The sequence below is a fragment of the Sphingobacterium sp. UBA7253 genome, assembly GCF_002472745.1.
In the GTDB taxonomy this organism is placed as follows: Bacteria; Bacteroidota; Bacteroidia; order Sphingobacteriales; family Sphingobacteriaceae; genus Sphingobacterium; species Sphingobacterium siyangense.
Genome location: NZ_DKSP01000120.1, coordinates 13,693 through 27,888, shown reverse-complemented (window position 1 = coordinate 27,888; position 14,196 = coordinate 13,693). Strand labels below are relative to the sequence as shown.

Genomic DNA, 14,196 nt, shown 5'->3' with positions numbered 1-14,196 from the left:
AAAACGAGCAGATGTTACTGACACAACATACTATACAAACGATGAGCACTGACCTGGTGAATAAACCGACGGCAGCGTCCTTCGCATATCCAGAAAAGATTCTTCAATTTGGCACCGGTGTATTACTCAGAGGCCTCCCGGATTATTTTGTCCATAAAGCAAATCAACAAAACCTGTTTTGCGGCAGAATACTGGTTGTAAAGTCAACAAGCTCGGGAGGTGCTGATGCCTTCGAACAACAGGACAACCTATACACATTATCCATTAAAGGTATAGAAGACGGTGAAGAGATTTCACAATATGAAATCAATAATTCGATTTCCCGTGTATTGGCGGCCAACCAACATTGGTCAGAAATATTAAAAAGCGCCGAAAATCCGGATCTTGAAATTGTCTTCTCCAACACCACCGAAGTCGGCATTGTTATGAGTGAAGACCGCATCAGTGACGCACCACCGGCTTCTTTCCCGGGTAAACTTTTGGCTATTCTCTATCGGAGATTTGTTTACTTCAATGCGGATAAAAACAAGGGCTTAACCGTCGTCCCTAGCGAATTGATTACCGACAATGGAACTAAACTGAAATCAATCATCACAGCCTTGGCTAAGCTGAATGAGCTTCCAGAAGAGTTTATGGACTGGCTTGATACCGCCAATGATTTTTGTAACACGCTAGTCGATCGTATCGTTCCCGGAGCATTGCCGCTAGCGGAATACACGAAAACCTGCGCTTTACTGGGCTACGAAGATCAATTGATGATTATGGCCGAACCCTTTCGCTTATGGGCGATAGAAGCGACTTCTGAACGTATACAACAACGCCTGTCCTTTGCATTGGCAGATCCGAATGTCATGTTGGTTCCATCAATTGAAAAGTACAAGGAAATCAAACTAAGGCTGCTCAATGGAACGCATACTTTAAGTTGTGCCCTTGCCCTTCTTGCGGGCTTCGAAACTGTAAAGGAGGCCATGCAAAATGCTGCATTCAATCAATTTATACGTCTTCTAATGCAGGATGAAATTGGTCCCGCCATTTTAAGCGACACTATTTCAGTCGCGGACATCAACGATTTTTCATCCAAAGTCATCGATCGCTTTGCCAATCCGCATCTGGAACATAAATGGGAATCCATTGCTTTAAATTATAGCTCAAAAATGGCAATGCGCAATATTCCCTTGCTAAAAAAATGGTATACAACACACCACGAAGCTCCACAACTCTTCGCACTTGGATTTGCGGCTTATCTCTATCTACTAAAATCCACGCTGAACGGTGCTCAGTATGAGCAATTGATTAATGGACGAACAGTTGTGCTTCAGGATGAGTCTGCACCAATATTACATACCGCTTGGTGCAATCCAGATACACTCGTCCATACCGTGCTTTCAGCTACGGATTTATGGGGAACCAATTTAACGGAGTTCCCTCATTTTGAAGAAACAGTCAACCAAAAATTGCAACAGATCATTGAAAAAGGGGCATTAAAGGCACTCGAAATTTCATCAGTTCTTGACAATAAAAAAGTATAAATAGCGCTACAGATGAAAAACAACGTATTAAAGATACATCCCAAAGACAATGTTTTAGTCGCCTTACAAGATCTCAAAAAAGGTGATGCAATTTCTTTTGAGGGTATACAATATATTCTACAGGAAGATATTCCGGCCAAGCATAAATTTTTTATGCAGGATATGCACTTTGGTGACGAAATCTATATGTATGGGGTTCTCGTGGGAAAAGCACAATTTGATATCCCACAGGGAAGCATCATGAATACCGACAACACCAAACATGCAGCTGAACCTTACCATTTTCGGCCTTCACATTATCACTGGGAAAAGCCTGACGTTTCAAAGTTTGAAGGAAGAACTTTCAATGGTTACCTCCGTCCGGACGGTCGTGTTGGCACCGCGAATTACTGGTTATTTATCCCAACCGTTTTTTGCGAAAACCGAAATCTTGATGTTATCAAAGAGGCATTATACAATGAGCTTGGTTATTCAGTCACTGGAAAATACAAGAACTTCACCCATCAGCTGTTAAAAGCTTATGAAAAGGGTGAAACACTAGACCTGTCCTCACTCGGGCAACTAAACACAATTACGGAGCAATCGGATCGTGTATTCAGAAACGTAGATGGGATCAAATTTTTAAACCATCAGGGGGGCTGTGGTGGAATCCGACAAGATGCTGCCATCTTGAGTAAGTTACTTGCCGCTTATGCCGACCATCCAAATGTCGCCGGTATTACGGTATTGAGTCTGGGCTGCCAAAATTTGCAGCTGAACGATCTCGTCAACGACATTAAGCTGCGTAATCCAGGATTTGACAAACCATTGTACTTATTTGAACAGCAACAATCAAAAAGTGAGGAGCAACTGCTGAAAGAGGCGATACTACAGACTTTTGTGGGGCTGACAGAAATTAATAAACTTGGAAGACAGCCGGTACCATTGAGCAAATTAACCTTGGGTGTAAAATGCGGTGGTAGTGATGGATTCAGTGGTATTTCGGCCAATCCGGCTGTTGGTTATACGGCCGATCTTCTGGTTGCCCTTGGTGGAAAAGTACTGTTGGCTGAATTTCCAGAATTATGTGGTGCCGAGCAAAACTTAATAGACCGCACCATCGATCCGAAGGCTGCCAATAAATTCATTGACCTGATGACCGCCTATAGCAATGCTGCCGAGGCTGTTGGTTCGGGTTTTTATATGAATCCATCTCCAGGCAATATTCGTGATGGACTTATCACTGATGCGATAAAAAGCAATGGTGCCGCGAAAAAGGGAGGAACCTCCCCTGTTGTTGATGTTTTGGACTACACCGAGGAAGCAACAAAGCCCGGTCTTAATTTGGTCTGTACCCCCGGAAATGATGTGGAAGCGACCACAGGGAAAGCTGCTGCAGGCGCAACACTTATCTTATTCACAACGGGTTTAGGTACGCCTACAGGCAACCCTATTTGCCCAGTTATCAAAGTAGCAACGAATAATGTCCTAGCAACCAGAATGGCCGACATTATCGATATCAATACCGGCCCTATTATAGACGGTGAGAAATCGATTCAAACCATGGCCGAAGACATTTTAGAATATTGTATCAAAGCAGCTAGTGGTGAAATAACACCTAAGGCTGTCCAATTAAACCAAGACGATTTCATACCTTGGAAAAGAGGTGTGAGTTTATAAAAATAGAATATTGTATGAAAGCTTTTTTAGACGACAACTTTTTATTAAACACAAAAACAGCAGAACAGCTGTATCACAGCTATTCAAAGCATTTGCCGATCATTGATTATCATAATCACTTGATTCCCGAACAAATCGCTAATAATGTAAAATTCGACAATATTAGTCAGGTCTGGTTACATGGCGATCATTACAAATGGCGGGCCATGCGGGCCAATGGTGTCAATGAGCGTTATATTACAGGTGATGCTTCCGATGAGGAAAAATTTATCAAGTGGGCAGAAACTGTTCCTTATACATTGCGCAACCCATTACACCATTGGACACACCTTGAACTGCAACGCTATTTTGGCATCACAGATTTGTTGTCACCAAAGACGGCTGCCAGGATATATGCCGATACAGGCGCTTTGTTACAACAAGACAGCCATTCCGTTCGCGGCTTACTGAAAATGATGAAGGTTGAAGTGGTTTGTACCACTGACGATCCTATCGATAGCCTCGAGTTTCACCAACAATTTGCAAAAGAAAAGGAGTCGTTCAAGATGCTTCCGGCTTTTCGTCCGGATAAAGCAATGAACTCGGATGATATCATTGCACTGAATCAATATATCGATAAATTGGAAGCGGTCAGCGACATGCAGATCAGTAGCTTCGGTGATTACTTAAATGCGCTAAAAACAAGACATGATTTCTTTGCTGTCAACGGATGTAAAGTATCAGATCACGGCTTGGAACAAATTTATGCAGAAGATTATACTGAACAGGAAATCGTGACGATCTTTGATAAGATCCGTACAAAAAAGGAAATCTCTCCGACCGAAAATCTGAAATTCAAATCTGCGATGTTGATTTATTTTGCAGAATGGGACCATGAAAAGGGCTGGGTTCAGCAGTACCACCTAGGAGCTTTACGCAACAATAATGCCCGTATGCATCGTTTGATCGGACCTGATACTGGTTGGGATTCGATCGGAGATTTTAGTCAGGCACGTGCATTGTCAAAATTTTTGAATAAATTAGACAATCAAGATAAGCTAACCAAGACCATCTTGTATAATCTCAATCCTGCCGACAATGAACTTATTGCAACCATGATCGGGAATTTCAACGATGGATCAATTAAGGGAAAAATCCAGTTTGGCTCGGCTTGGTGGTTTCTGGACCAAAAAGACGGCATGACAAAACAAATCAACACACTGTCAAATATGGGTTTATTGAGCCGTCTCGTTGGTATGTTGACAGATTCTAGAAGCTTCCTTTCATTTCCAAGGCATGAATATTTCAGAAGATTGTTGTGCGACATCTTCGGACAGGACATTGAAAAGGGAGAGATACCACATGATATCGAATGGGTAGGGAAAATCATAACAGATATCAGCTATAATAACGCAAAAGAATATTTTGAATTTTAATGAACATGCAGGGTAAAGTTTTAAGCTTTGGAGAATTGTTGTTGCGGATCTGTCCCGACATCGAACAAGATTGGATTGAACAACACCAGTTGCCTTTTTACGTCGGCGGGGCCGAGCTGAATGTAGCCACAGCCTTGGCGTTGTGGAATGTACCATCATCCTACTTATCTGCAATTCCTCAAAATGCCATCTGTGAAGGTATTGATAGCTACCTGAAACGCAGAAATATAGACACATCAGCGATGCAATGGACTGGCGAACGATTAGGTATTTACTATCTCCCAAAAGGAAAAGATCTAAAAAATGCGGGGGTCATTTATGATCGCGCAAACTCATCGTTTGCAAACCTCAAAGTGGGCAGTATTGATTGGGAAGAGATTTTTGCCGATGTCAAATGGTTTCATTTTTCAGCCATCTGTCCTGCAATTAGTCAAGATATTGCTGACCTATGCCTGGAAGCTGTTAAAAAAGCACAAGAGAAGGCAATCTTTGTATCATTGGACCTTAATTACCGCGCTAAACTGTGGAAATATGGAAAGACACCAAAAGAGATTATGCCCGAAATTGCCAAGTATTGTAATTTAATCATGGGAAATATCTGGGCTGCACACCAAATGCTCGGCACACAGCTAGATGATAAGTTCCTAACTTCTTCTTCCGGGTATCAGGAAGAAGATTTACTGGCACAGGCAGATCGTACAAGTAAAGAGATCATTTCCGTGAATCCGATTTGTCAATATGTGGCCAACACCTTTCGTTTTGACTATCAAAGCAAAGGGATCAAGTATTATACCACACTATTTGACAAAGACAGCCTGATTAAATCAACGGAATATACAGCCGAAGAAATTTTGGATAAGGTAGGTAGTGGAGATTGCTTTATGGCAGGGCTGATTTATGGCTTATACTCCAACCTTTCTCCGCAGGAGACCTTAGCGTTTGCAACACTTGCCGCATTCGATAAACTATTCATCGCGAGCGATGCTACAACAAGTACAGTGGAAGACATAAAAAATAGAATGATAGCATGAATTTGAAAGAGATTGTATTAGAGAAAATTATAGCGCAAGGGACACTTCCTTTGTTTTTCCACCACGATAAAGCCGAAAGTATCGCGATTCTGCGAACCCTATATCAGGCAGGTATACGTGTTTTTGAATTTACAAATCGAGGCCCCGAAGCATTGGCTGTTTTTGAAAGTTTAGTTGCTGCAAGAAACCTCGACATGCCTGACCTTTATTTAGGTATTGGCACCATCAAGTCAGTTGACGAAGCCCAACAATTTCTACAGATTGGAGCAGATTTTATTGTTTCTCCTATTGTAAATCCGCTAGTCGGTTCCCTTGTACATGAACAGCATAAGCTATGGATTCCGGGCTGTATGACCCCCACAGAAATCTATACCGCACAACAGCAAGAGGCCGCACTTATCAAATTGTTTCCTGCAAATATACTAGGCCCTGCCTTTATGTCGTCGATACGCGAGCTCTTTAAAGGGCAGAAATTTATGCCGACGGGGGGCGTAGAAATCGAAATGGAGAATTTAAAGGCATGGTTCAAATCGGGGGTTTGCGCAGTAGGCATGGGCAGTAAGTTAATTGACCCTAAAAACACCGTCAATTTATTCGAAAACACTAAAAAAGCACTTGACTTTGTCTCAAAGGCACGGTAAAGGTCTTTATATCGTGAGTTCAGAAAGATCATACTGAAGAACACTTAATTGACAACAGGCAACAGACACGTATACTAAAAAATAAACTATTAAACCCATTATGATTAACACGGAGAAAAAGGGTAATTACCGTTGGGTGATATGCTCGCTACTATTTTTTGCTACCACAATCAATTACCTGGATCGACAGGTGCTGTCCTTAACCTGGAAAGACTTTATTAGTCCTGAATTTCATTGGACAAATACAGACTATGGCAACATCACCGCATTATTTTCGATCTTTTATGCCATCAGTATGCTTTTTGCAGGTCGCTTTGTGGATTGGATGGATACAAAAAAAGGCTTTTTGTGGGCGATCGGAATCTGGTCTATTGGCGCGATATTACATGCATTCTGTGGTATAGCCACTTCAGGTATCGTCGCCGGTGAATGGTTCGTCGGTTTCGAAGGCGCAAAAGAGGCAATTTCTCATGTTAACAATGTGGGTTTAGTAATGAGTGTGAGTGTCAATCTATTTATTTTTGCCCGCTTTGTTCTCGCTGTCGGCGAGGCTGGTAACTTTCCAGCCGCGATTAAAGCTACAGCAGAGTATTTTCCCAAAAAAGACCGGGCGCTGTCTACGAGTATTTTCAATTCAGGGGCAACCATAGGAGCATTGGCAGCACCCTTAACCATCCCTGTCATCGCAGCACATTGGGGTTGGGAAATGTCTTTCATCATTATAGGCGCCCTTGGATTTGTCTGGATGGGTTTTTGGATTTTTCTTTATAAGAAGCCACATGAAAACCCGAAAGTAAATGCCGCTGAATTGGCTTACATTCATCAAGATGATCATGAAACAGAACAAACCGGAGTAACCAAACAACCGCGAACTACCATATCGGAATGTTTAAAATACAAGCAAACGTGGGCTTTCGTCTTTGGTAAATTCATGACTGATGGTGTTTGGTGGTTCTTCTTATTTTGGATGCCGGCCTATCTCTCTGCTGTATACGATATCAAATCATCAGATACCGAAGGGCAATTGGCTATCTTCGTTTTATATGCCATTACCATGTTGTCTATTTATGGCGGGTGGCTACCAACCTATTTTGTTGACAAAAAAGGAATGAATGCTTATGAGGGCCGCATGAAAGCCATGTTGTTATTTGCTTTTGTACCCTTGGTTGTACTTTTCGCCCAACCCCTAGGTCATATTTCCTATTGGATACCTGTCATTTTGATCGGTTTTGCCGGAGCTGCACACCAATCTTGGTCTGCTAATATTTTTTCGACTATCGGTGATTCTTTTCCTAAACGTGCCATTGCGACTGTTACTGGAATTGGGGGACTCGCTGGGGGTGTAGGAGCCTTTATCATCAACAAAACGTCCGGGTGGTTATTTGATTATGCAAAAGAAACTCAGCTAGTCTTTATGGGCTTTAAAGGAGAAGAGGCAGGATACTTCATTATCTTTTCTTTCTGCGCCATAGCATATTTAATTGCATGGCTTGTAATGAAAACACTAGTACCTAAACTTATTTTAATAAAAAATTAACATATATTGCAAAATTTGTATTATATTAGCAATATCTTTATAAATATCAATCTAAACCATTTTTAAAAACAATGAGCTTAAACTTAGAAAGTATTTTCTATGAGGAGAAAGACATTCCCGCAGAATTTACACTAGACGAACAGGTCGATCAAAGAGAGTTCCTTTCCAATGGAGAAATGATTTCTTGGACGGGTCAAGTAAACGAGGTTTTTTCACCAATCTGTGTGAAGACTAAGGATGGCTTGAAACGTAAGCGCATCGGTAGTTTCCCTGTTTGTACTGAAAAAGAGTCCATGGAAGCCTTGGAAGCTGCTGTAAAAGCATACGACAATGGCCGTGGAGAATGGCCGACAATGAGCGTTGCCGATCGTATTACTTGTGTTGAAAATTTCACACAGAAGATGATTGCCAAAAAGGACATTGTTGTCAAGCTTATTATGTGGGAAATTGGCAAATCCTATGCAGACTCGGTAAAAGAGTTTGATCGTACTGTAGAATACATCTATGCAACGATCGATGCATTGAAAGATATAGACCGCGATTCTTCACGTTTTCAGATCGAGCAAGGTATCGTCGCCCAGATCAGAAGATCTCCATTAGGCGTCGTTCTTTGTATGGGTCCATTCAACTATCCATTGAATGAGACATTCACGACATTGATTCCGGCATTGATCATGGGAAATACCATGTTATTCAAACCACCTAAACATGGTACTTTATTGCATTATCCTTTATTAGAAGCTTTTAGGACCAGCTTCCCTAAGGGTGTTGTCAATACAATCTATGGTCGTGGCAATAAGATTGTTCCTAGCCTAATGCAATCGGGAAAGATCAATGTCTTGACGTTAATTGGTTCAAGCCGCGTTGCTGATGAACTTAAAAAATTGCATCCAAAAGTGAATCGTCTTCGCGCTATTCTTGGCTTGGACGCAAAAAATGCAGCAATTATAACAAAAGACGCAGATTTGAACCTCGCAGTTTCTGAAACTGTATTGGGATCACTTTCTTTCAATGGTCAACGTTGTACAGCATTAAAAATTATCTATGTACACCGCAGCTTGGCACAAGAGTTCCTGAAACGCCTCTCTGCCGAAGTCGCCAAATTGAAATATGGAATGCCTTGGGAAAAAGGGGTGTCTTTGACGCCACTTCCAGAAGTCAATAAACCAGCTTATTTAACTGAATGCATTGAAGATGCAAAAGCATATGGTGCAAAAGTCGTCAATGAGAATGGTGGTCAAGTTGCAGAATCGTTCTTCTATCCGGCAATTGTTTACCCTGTCAATTCACAGATGAAACTTTATAGAGAGGAACAATTTGGTCCAGTTATCCCTGTTGTTCCTTTTGACGACCTTGAAGAACCTATCGAGTACTTAATCGGATCTTCGCACGGACAACAAGTAAGTATTTTTAGTAATAATGCAGCGGTTGTTTCATCACTTATTGATCCACTGGTCAATCAAGTGAGCCGCGTAAACATCAATTGTCAATGCCAACGCGGCCCAGATACTTTCCCTTTCACAGGTAGAAAGGACAGTGCTGAAGGAACCTTGTCAGTAGTTGATGCTTTACGGTCATTCTCTATACGTTCTCTAGTGGCTACAAAATTCACAGAGGAAAACAAGAAATTGTTAAATGAAATCGTGAGTGAAAATGAATCAAATTTCTTAAGTACGAAATATATTTTCTAGTATACGGCTGATATCAAAAAGCGACATCGAAATAATCGATGTCGCTTTTTTTCTGAAAGTGTCTGATTGTATTGGCTAGAAAGAACCTTCAGTTCGCTTTCATTGCGGTTGGTATCGGCGAAATCATGAAGGCTTTCTATGAAAATCCCTTCCCCAGTCAATCAAATTGATTTGAGTTTACAATTCTTTCTGATTTTATACCGTCTTAAAGTTACTTCAGCACCAGATTATTCTGAATAGTTAACTGCAACTCGCGAATGCCCTCGGCAACAAGCTTTGCCACTTCACTTGCCCCGAAAGTATTCAGATGTGTATCATCTTTCTTTCCCTGCGGATAGTTCCGATCTCCGCTTTCTACATGCAAAAACAATTTTTTACTTCCTTCGTCGCCATAAGACTGTACAAGTTTTGTCGTCTTATCCTCCATATCAATATAAGCTGTTTGCGTATCTGCAGCCACCTTACGGATAATAGCCGGATATTCGCCATGTGTTTTAATGAGCAGGCCATTTTCAAATTTACGTCGTGCGATAGGTGTCAAAAGAATCGGAATTCCTCCCTTTTCTCGCGTTTGCTTGATATAAAAGATCAAATTCTGCTCAAACTCTTCCAAAGAAGTGCCTACATTGGGCTTATCGACTTTTTCGTCATTATGTCCAAACTGGATGAAAACATAATCTCCGCGACGGAGGTTTTCAAAAATAGGTTCCCAATGATTAACAATGCTCCCGTCTTTGCCTATATCTTGTTTAAAGGATTTGGTACTCCGCCCATTTAATGCGCGATTATCGACCTTCACCTGCTGGTCAAACAGCTTAGCAAAAGCCATTCCCCAACCAGTTTCTGGAAAGGTGCGTTTGTCCTTATTTGCAGCTGTTGAATCGCCAATTATATAAATTGTGAGGGTTTGTTCTTGCTGTAAAGCAAGAAGGAAAATTACCATCACAAAGCCTGAAACAAGTATACTAATTTTTTTCATTGAACTTATAAGAAAGACACACGCCTTCTTAATTAAGCAGAAGGCGTGCGGTAATAACATAAAACATACTATTGACCCCATCTTGGATCACCAATACCATTATCCTTTAATGTTTGGTTTGTTAGTGTAAAGTCTCCTTTGGGGGCATCCTTGAATCCAGGATCCAATAGTGTATAGCCATTAGCACTAACATCATTTTTTACTCCAGAGGCAGAACTGTTATAGAAGTTTACCGCATCAAAGTAATTGTTACTTTTGAGTTCGACCAGATTAGTTGCAGACTGATTAGCGGTCATTGCCAGTGACTTCACAATTAAATTTTTAGCGAATGTAATTTCATTCTTCGCTAAACGCACATAGAAGAAACGTTTAGTAGCATCTTGTATGACATTGTAAAAGGTATTATTATTCACTTTGATGATGCTTGTAATAGCCGGATAAGCTGCGGATCCACCTGCGTCCATCCGGATAAATTCCCGGTTCAAGACAGCATTGGAAACTGTATTATTTGTAAATTCAAAAATCCTCGCAATAGCTTTTCTAAAATCAATAAACTCATTTCCATTACCGACGATATTGTCAAAAATATTATTACTCATGCTTACGCTCTCTACCGAAGCATCGAAACTGCCATAAATAATCCCTTTCGGGTAGTTCATCAGCTTACTATCTTCTAGGCGAATACTTCCGAAAGCACCTGCCTGCAATGTAATGACACAGTTTCCCCCCGACTTATTTTCTCCATCAAGTATAAGATCTTTTAATGATAGTGATGCGCCCTTATCCAAATTAAAATAAGCAGATTTTACCAACGGGCGATCGGCGGGTTTCGCACCTTTGATAGCTATCGCTTTATCGATCAGTACATCAGCAGTGAGCGAATAGGTTCCTGGCATTAATGCGAGTACATCCCCTGCTTTGGCAGTTCCGATTACAGCAACGAGATCATCTGTGGGCTGCACAACAACTGCATCCCCCAAGTCAATCAATGTCGTGAATGTCGCTGATCCGCGGATCTTGTTTCCTTTCAATAGTGTCGCGGTGTAGGTTGTTTCTCCTACCAGACCTGTGACTGTTGCTTCCCCTGCAGCAATCTCTTGCGGTGTCACGGGATGGATAATATTCCCTGGGTTAATCGCGATGGCTGTCGCCTCTTCACCTGCGGTCCAATTTAGCAGAACAGAAGTTGCCTGGATTCCCTCCGGGCTAACAGGTTTCATAATCTGTTCTTCGTTGGTCTTAAAGGTAATGGTACTCCATTTGGAATCAGCCACCTCAGTTCCTACAGCCTTGATACGGGCAGAATAGTTTGTTGCTCCATCCAATCCAATAATCGTATAGGGAATCTGATCATTTGTGATCTCTTCAATTATCCTGACAGGACTCCCTTCAAAATTGAGTTCGCCATTAGCAAACAGTTCTATTGTATAACCTTTCGCTTCGGCATTTTTCTTCCAGGTCAATTGAACTCCTGTTTGATTAACGATTCGTGCGCTCACTCCTGTAGGAGAAAAATAACGGTCTGTCGTCAGTTCTGTTAGTTCTTTTACACGATCATCAGAACAGCTTATATTTGCGAATATAAGCCCAAGACCGAGATATAGCAATATATTGATTCTTTTCATTCTTATGCTTATTTTCTATTGAAAACTAAAACCATTATTATTCAACTTACCGTTGCTATTATCCAAAAAATACTGCCAAATAGGCCAAAATTGCTGTGTATTGGGATCGCGGAGGTATAAAGCATCCCAGAAGGTTGCCTGATCACTACTTGCTGCCATCGTCCATTTTTTTGAGGAAGTATATCCTGCCGCAGCGCCCACTGCATCTGTGTCGCCAAAATTTAAGCCATATATTTCCACTTTTTCACCATCAGCTGCTGTCTTGTAGTAGATATTGGCAGGCAATGCCGCATATTTACCCTGTCTATTCTCCAGCTGCTGTAACTTTTGTTTAGCTTCAGCCAACTTGACCCCTAGAAGATTCCAGCGGATCAAATCACCCTTACGCAACATTTCTCCCGTAAACTCCAATGCACGTTCGTTGACGAGGGCATGAAAGAAAACATCCTTACTTGTGGTGATTTGCTGCATATAAGCCGTTACTTTCTCCGGATTGTTTGGATAAGCCCGTTCACGGATCATTTTAAAATAAGGTGCCGCAGCATTTGGGCCATCCAATTCATTTATTGCCTCTGCTGCCATTAAAAGAACATCAGCATAGCGCATATACATCCAATTCAAACCATCATCATTGGTCGAAGTAACCACCCTCGACATCCACTCATAGCGATATTTCCCAAAATACCACTTACCGAGATTTGTTGGTACCTGTACACCACCCGTCCATTCATACGGGACACAGCTTACGTCACGGCGCACGTCTTCTTTCTCGTATTCGTAAAACATAATGGGATTCGGGCCATTTGTCCCGCCCTTATTTTGGCCAGTATACTTATCTGTTGTGGTATGTTTGACACCGAGGTCAAATATGACACGGCCACGGCCTTCACTAAAAGGGATCTCCCATAGTGATTCTAATCCAGCCTGTCCTTTCTCTTGGCATAGTGTCTTAAAAACTTCTTCAAAACCGAGAAGCTTTGCGGCGCCACTATTGATGATATCCAAACATTCTTTTTTTGCCAGCTCATACATCTTTTTCGACTCCAATTCAGGATCATTACTTTTACGAACCCCATCTGCCCGTTGAGAATAACCTCCGGCAGACAACGCCAAACGAGCACGCAAGCCCTTAGCAAACGCTTTATTGATATGTTCAACATTGGATGTCTTTGCACTTTGGTTCGGCCAAGGCAGATAGTTTTGAGCTTCCTCCAGATCGGCCAGCAACTGCTTGTAAATTACATCACGATCGCTACGCTCGATATAGATTGACGCTGTACTCAATGGTTCGAAGCGAGCTGGTACATCGCCCCATGCTTTAACCAGATCATTATATACCACAGCCCTCAAAGTCAGGATTTCGCCTAGAATATAAGCCATCTCCGGGCGCTGCTCAATATTCCCATAACTACGCAGGCCCCTAATCGCTAAGTTAGCCCGCTCAATACCTTCATAAAATTTAGCCCAGGCATTGTTATCGGTATTCATTTGGGTATTATTCACGTTAGTATTATAATTTGACAATCGTGATTTTTCATCGCCAGGATTCTTCAGACTATTATTGACCTCTGCATCTGTGTTGATACCATAGAAGACCAAATATCTACCCCGATAGGAGTTTGTTTCACCAAAAGATTGAATAATTCCTGCAACAGCCCCTTCCGCGAGATCTTGGTTAGAAAATATAACCGACTCATCCAATGCAGATTTCGACGGTGCTTCCAATATTTTATTACAAGATGATACGGTTCCTGCAAATAATAAAGCCAAGGTTATATGCAATAGTGTTTTTTTCATAAGACTAGAAGTTTAAATTAAGACCTGCTACGAAAGTTCTGCTTTTCGGATAAGCCGAATAATCCACCCCCGGCGTGAGGTTGGTCTTTCTCCGTGTAGATACCTCAGGATCAAAGCCACTATAATTGGTCCAAACCGCGAGATTATATCCGGAAATATATACTCTAAAGTTCCGGATTTTCAACCTATCAGTAAACGCTTTAGGCAGCGTATAACCTATTGTAACAGTTCCCAAGCGCAAAAAGGAGCCATCCTCCACAGCCCAATCGCTGAATACAAATTTACTTGTAAG

11 protein-coding genes are annotated in these 14,196 nt (G+C 41.6%); 7 read left to right on the top strand and 4 right to left on the bottom strand.

Annotated elements, in window-relative coordinates; all coding sequences use genetic code 11:
• The first annotated feature begins 11 nt into the window (after positions 1-11).
• From B2X72_RS12270 to B2X72_RS12240, 7 genes are all read left to right on the top strand, one after another.
• Positions 12-1,529 carry a tagaturonate reductase gene (locus tag B2X72_RS12270; RefSeq protein ID WP_088163287.1) on the top strand — a complete coding sequence of 506 codons (1,518 nt, stop codon included), beginning with the start codon at positions 12-14 and terminating at the stop codon, positions 1,527-1,529.
• Between the two features lie 12 nt (positions 1,530-1,541).
• Positions 1,542-3,188 carry a UxaA family hydrolase gene (locus tag B2X72_RS12265; RefSeq protein WP_145328781.1) on the top strand — a complete coding sequence of 549 codons (1,647 nt, stop codon included), beginning with the start codon at positions 1,542-1,544 and terminating at the stop codon, positions 3,186-3,188.
• A gap of 14 nt (positions 3,189-3,202) precedes the next feature.
• Positions 3,203-4,603, top strand: coding sequence for a glucuronate isomerase (uxaC, locus tag B2X72_RS12260; RefSeq protein ID WP_088163289.1), 1,401 nt, complete (start codon positions 3,203-3,205; stop codon positions 4,601-4,603).
• A 5-nt stretch (positions 4,604-4,608) separates the two neighbouring features.
• Positions 4,609-5,634: a sugar kinase gene (locus B2X72_RS12255; protein WP_232475639.1), complete on the top strand. Its 1,026-nt coding sequence runs from the start codon at positions 4,609-4,611 to the stop codon at positions 5,632-5,634.
• Complete coding sequence (locus tag B2X72_RS12250) at positions 5,631-6,275, top strand: bifunctional 4-hydroxy-2-oxoglutarate aldolase/2-dehydro-3-deoxy-phosphogluconate aldolase (RefSeq protein WP_286849721.1); 645 nt, start codon at positions 5,631-5,633, stop codon at positions 6,273-6,275. Before B2X72_RS12255 ends, B2X72_RS12250 begins: the two co-directional genes overlap by 4 nt.
• Positions 6,276-6,375: 100 nt before the next feature.
• Positions 6,376-7,812, top strand: coding sequence for an MFS transporter (locus B2X72_RS12245; RefSeq protein WP_376747254.1), 1,437 nt, complete (start codon positions 6,376-6,378; stop codon positions 7,810-7,812).
• A gap of 71 nt (positions 7,813-7,883) precedes the next feature.
• Positions 7,884-9,503, top strand: coding sequence for an NADP-dependent glyceraldehyde-3-phosphate dehydrogenase (locus B2X72_RS12240; RefSeq protein ID WP_075990278.1), 1,620 nt, complete (start codon positions 7,884-7,886; stop codon positions 9,501-9,503).
• A gap of 211 nt (positions 9,504-9,714) precedes the next feature.
• On the opposite strand, the gene B2X72_RS12235 is transcribed toward B2X72_RS12240, so the two are convergent.
• The 4 genes from B2X72_RS12235 to B2X72_RS12220 all read right to left on the bottom strand — a co-directional run.
• Positions 9,715-10,482, bottom strand: a complete 768-nt coding sequence (locus tag B2X72_RS12235) for a rhamnogalacturonan acetylesterase (protein WP_088163291.1) — start codon at positions 10,480-10,482, stop codon at positions 9,715-9,717.
• A gap of 68 nt (positions 10,483-10,550) precedes the next feature.
• Positions 10,551-12,107: a DUF5123 domain-containing protein gene (locus tag B2X72_RS12230; RefSeq protein ID WP_088163292.1), complete on the bottom strand. Its 1,557-nt coding sequence runs from the start codon at positions 12,105-12,107 to the stop codon at positions 10,551-10,553.
• Between the two features lie 15 nt (positions 12,108-12,122).
• The gene (locus B2X72_RS12225) at positions 12,123-13,904 is read right to left on the bottom strand and encodes a RagB/SusD family nutrient uptake outer membrane protein (protein WP_088163293.1); all 1,782 of its coding nucleotides are present in this window, start codon (positions 13,902-13,904) and stop codon (positions 12,123-12,125) included.
• A gap of 4 nt (positions 13,905-13,908) precedes the next feature.
• A partial coding sequence (locus tag B2X72_RS12220; RefSeq protein WP_286849719.1) for a hypothetical protein occupies positions 13,909-14,196 on the bottom strand: 288 nt, incomplete at its 5' end.

Coding starts and splice junctions, on each gene's coding strand:
- B2X72_RS12270 (WP_088163287.1), top strand. CDS start 12: ATGTTACTGACACAACATACTATACAAACGATGAGCACTGACCTGGTG.
- B2X72_RS12265 (WP_145328781.1), top strand. CDS start 1,542: ATGAAAAACAACGTATTAAAGATACATCCCAAAGACAATGTTTTAGTC.
- uxaC (WP_088163289.1), top strand. CDS start 3,203: ATGAAAGCTTTTTTAGACGACAACTTTTTATTAAACACAAAAACAGCA.
- B2X72_RS12255 (WP_232475639.1), top strand. CDS start 4,609: ATGCAGGGTAAAGTTTTAAGCTTTGGAGAATTGTTGTTGCGGATCTGT.
- B2X72_RS12250 (WP_286849721.1), top strand. CDS start 5,631: ATGAATTTGAAAGAGATTGTATTAGAGAAAATTATAGCGCAAGGGACA.
- B2X72_RS12245 (WP_376747254.1), top strand. CDS start 6,376: ATGATTAACACGGAGAAAAAGGGTAATTACCGTTGGGTGATATGCTCG.
- B2X72_RS12240 (WP_075990278.1), top strand. CDS start 7,884: ATGAGCTTAAACTTAGAAAGTATTTTCTATGAGGAGAAAGACATTCCC.
- B2X72_RS12235 (WP_088163291.1), bottom strand. CDS start 10,482: ATGAAAAAAATTAGTATACTTGTTTCAGGCTTTGTGATGGTAATTTTC.
- B2X72_RS12230 (WP_088163292.1), bottom strand. CDS start 12,107: ATGAAAAGAATCAATATATTGCTATATCTCGGTCTTGGGCTTATATTC.
- B2X72_RS12225 (WP_088163293.1), bottom strand. CDS start 13,904: ATGAAAAAAACACTATTGCATATAACCTTGGCTTTATTATTTGCAGGA.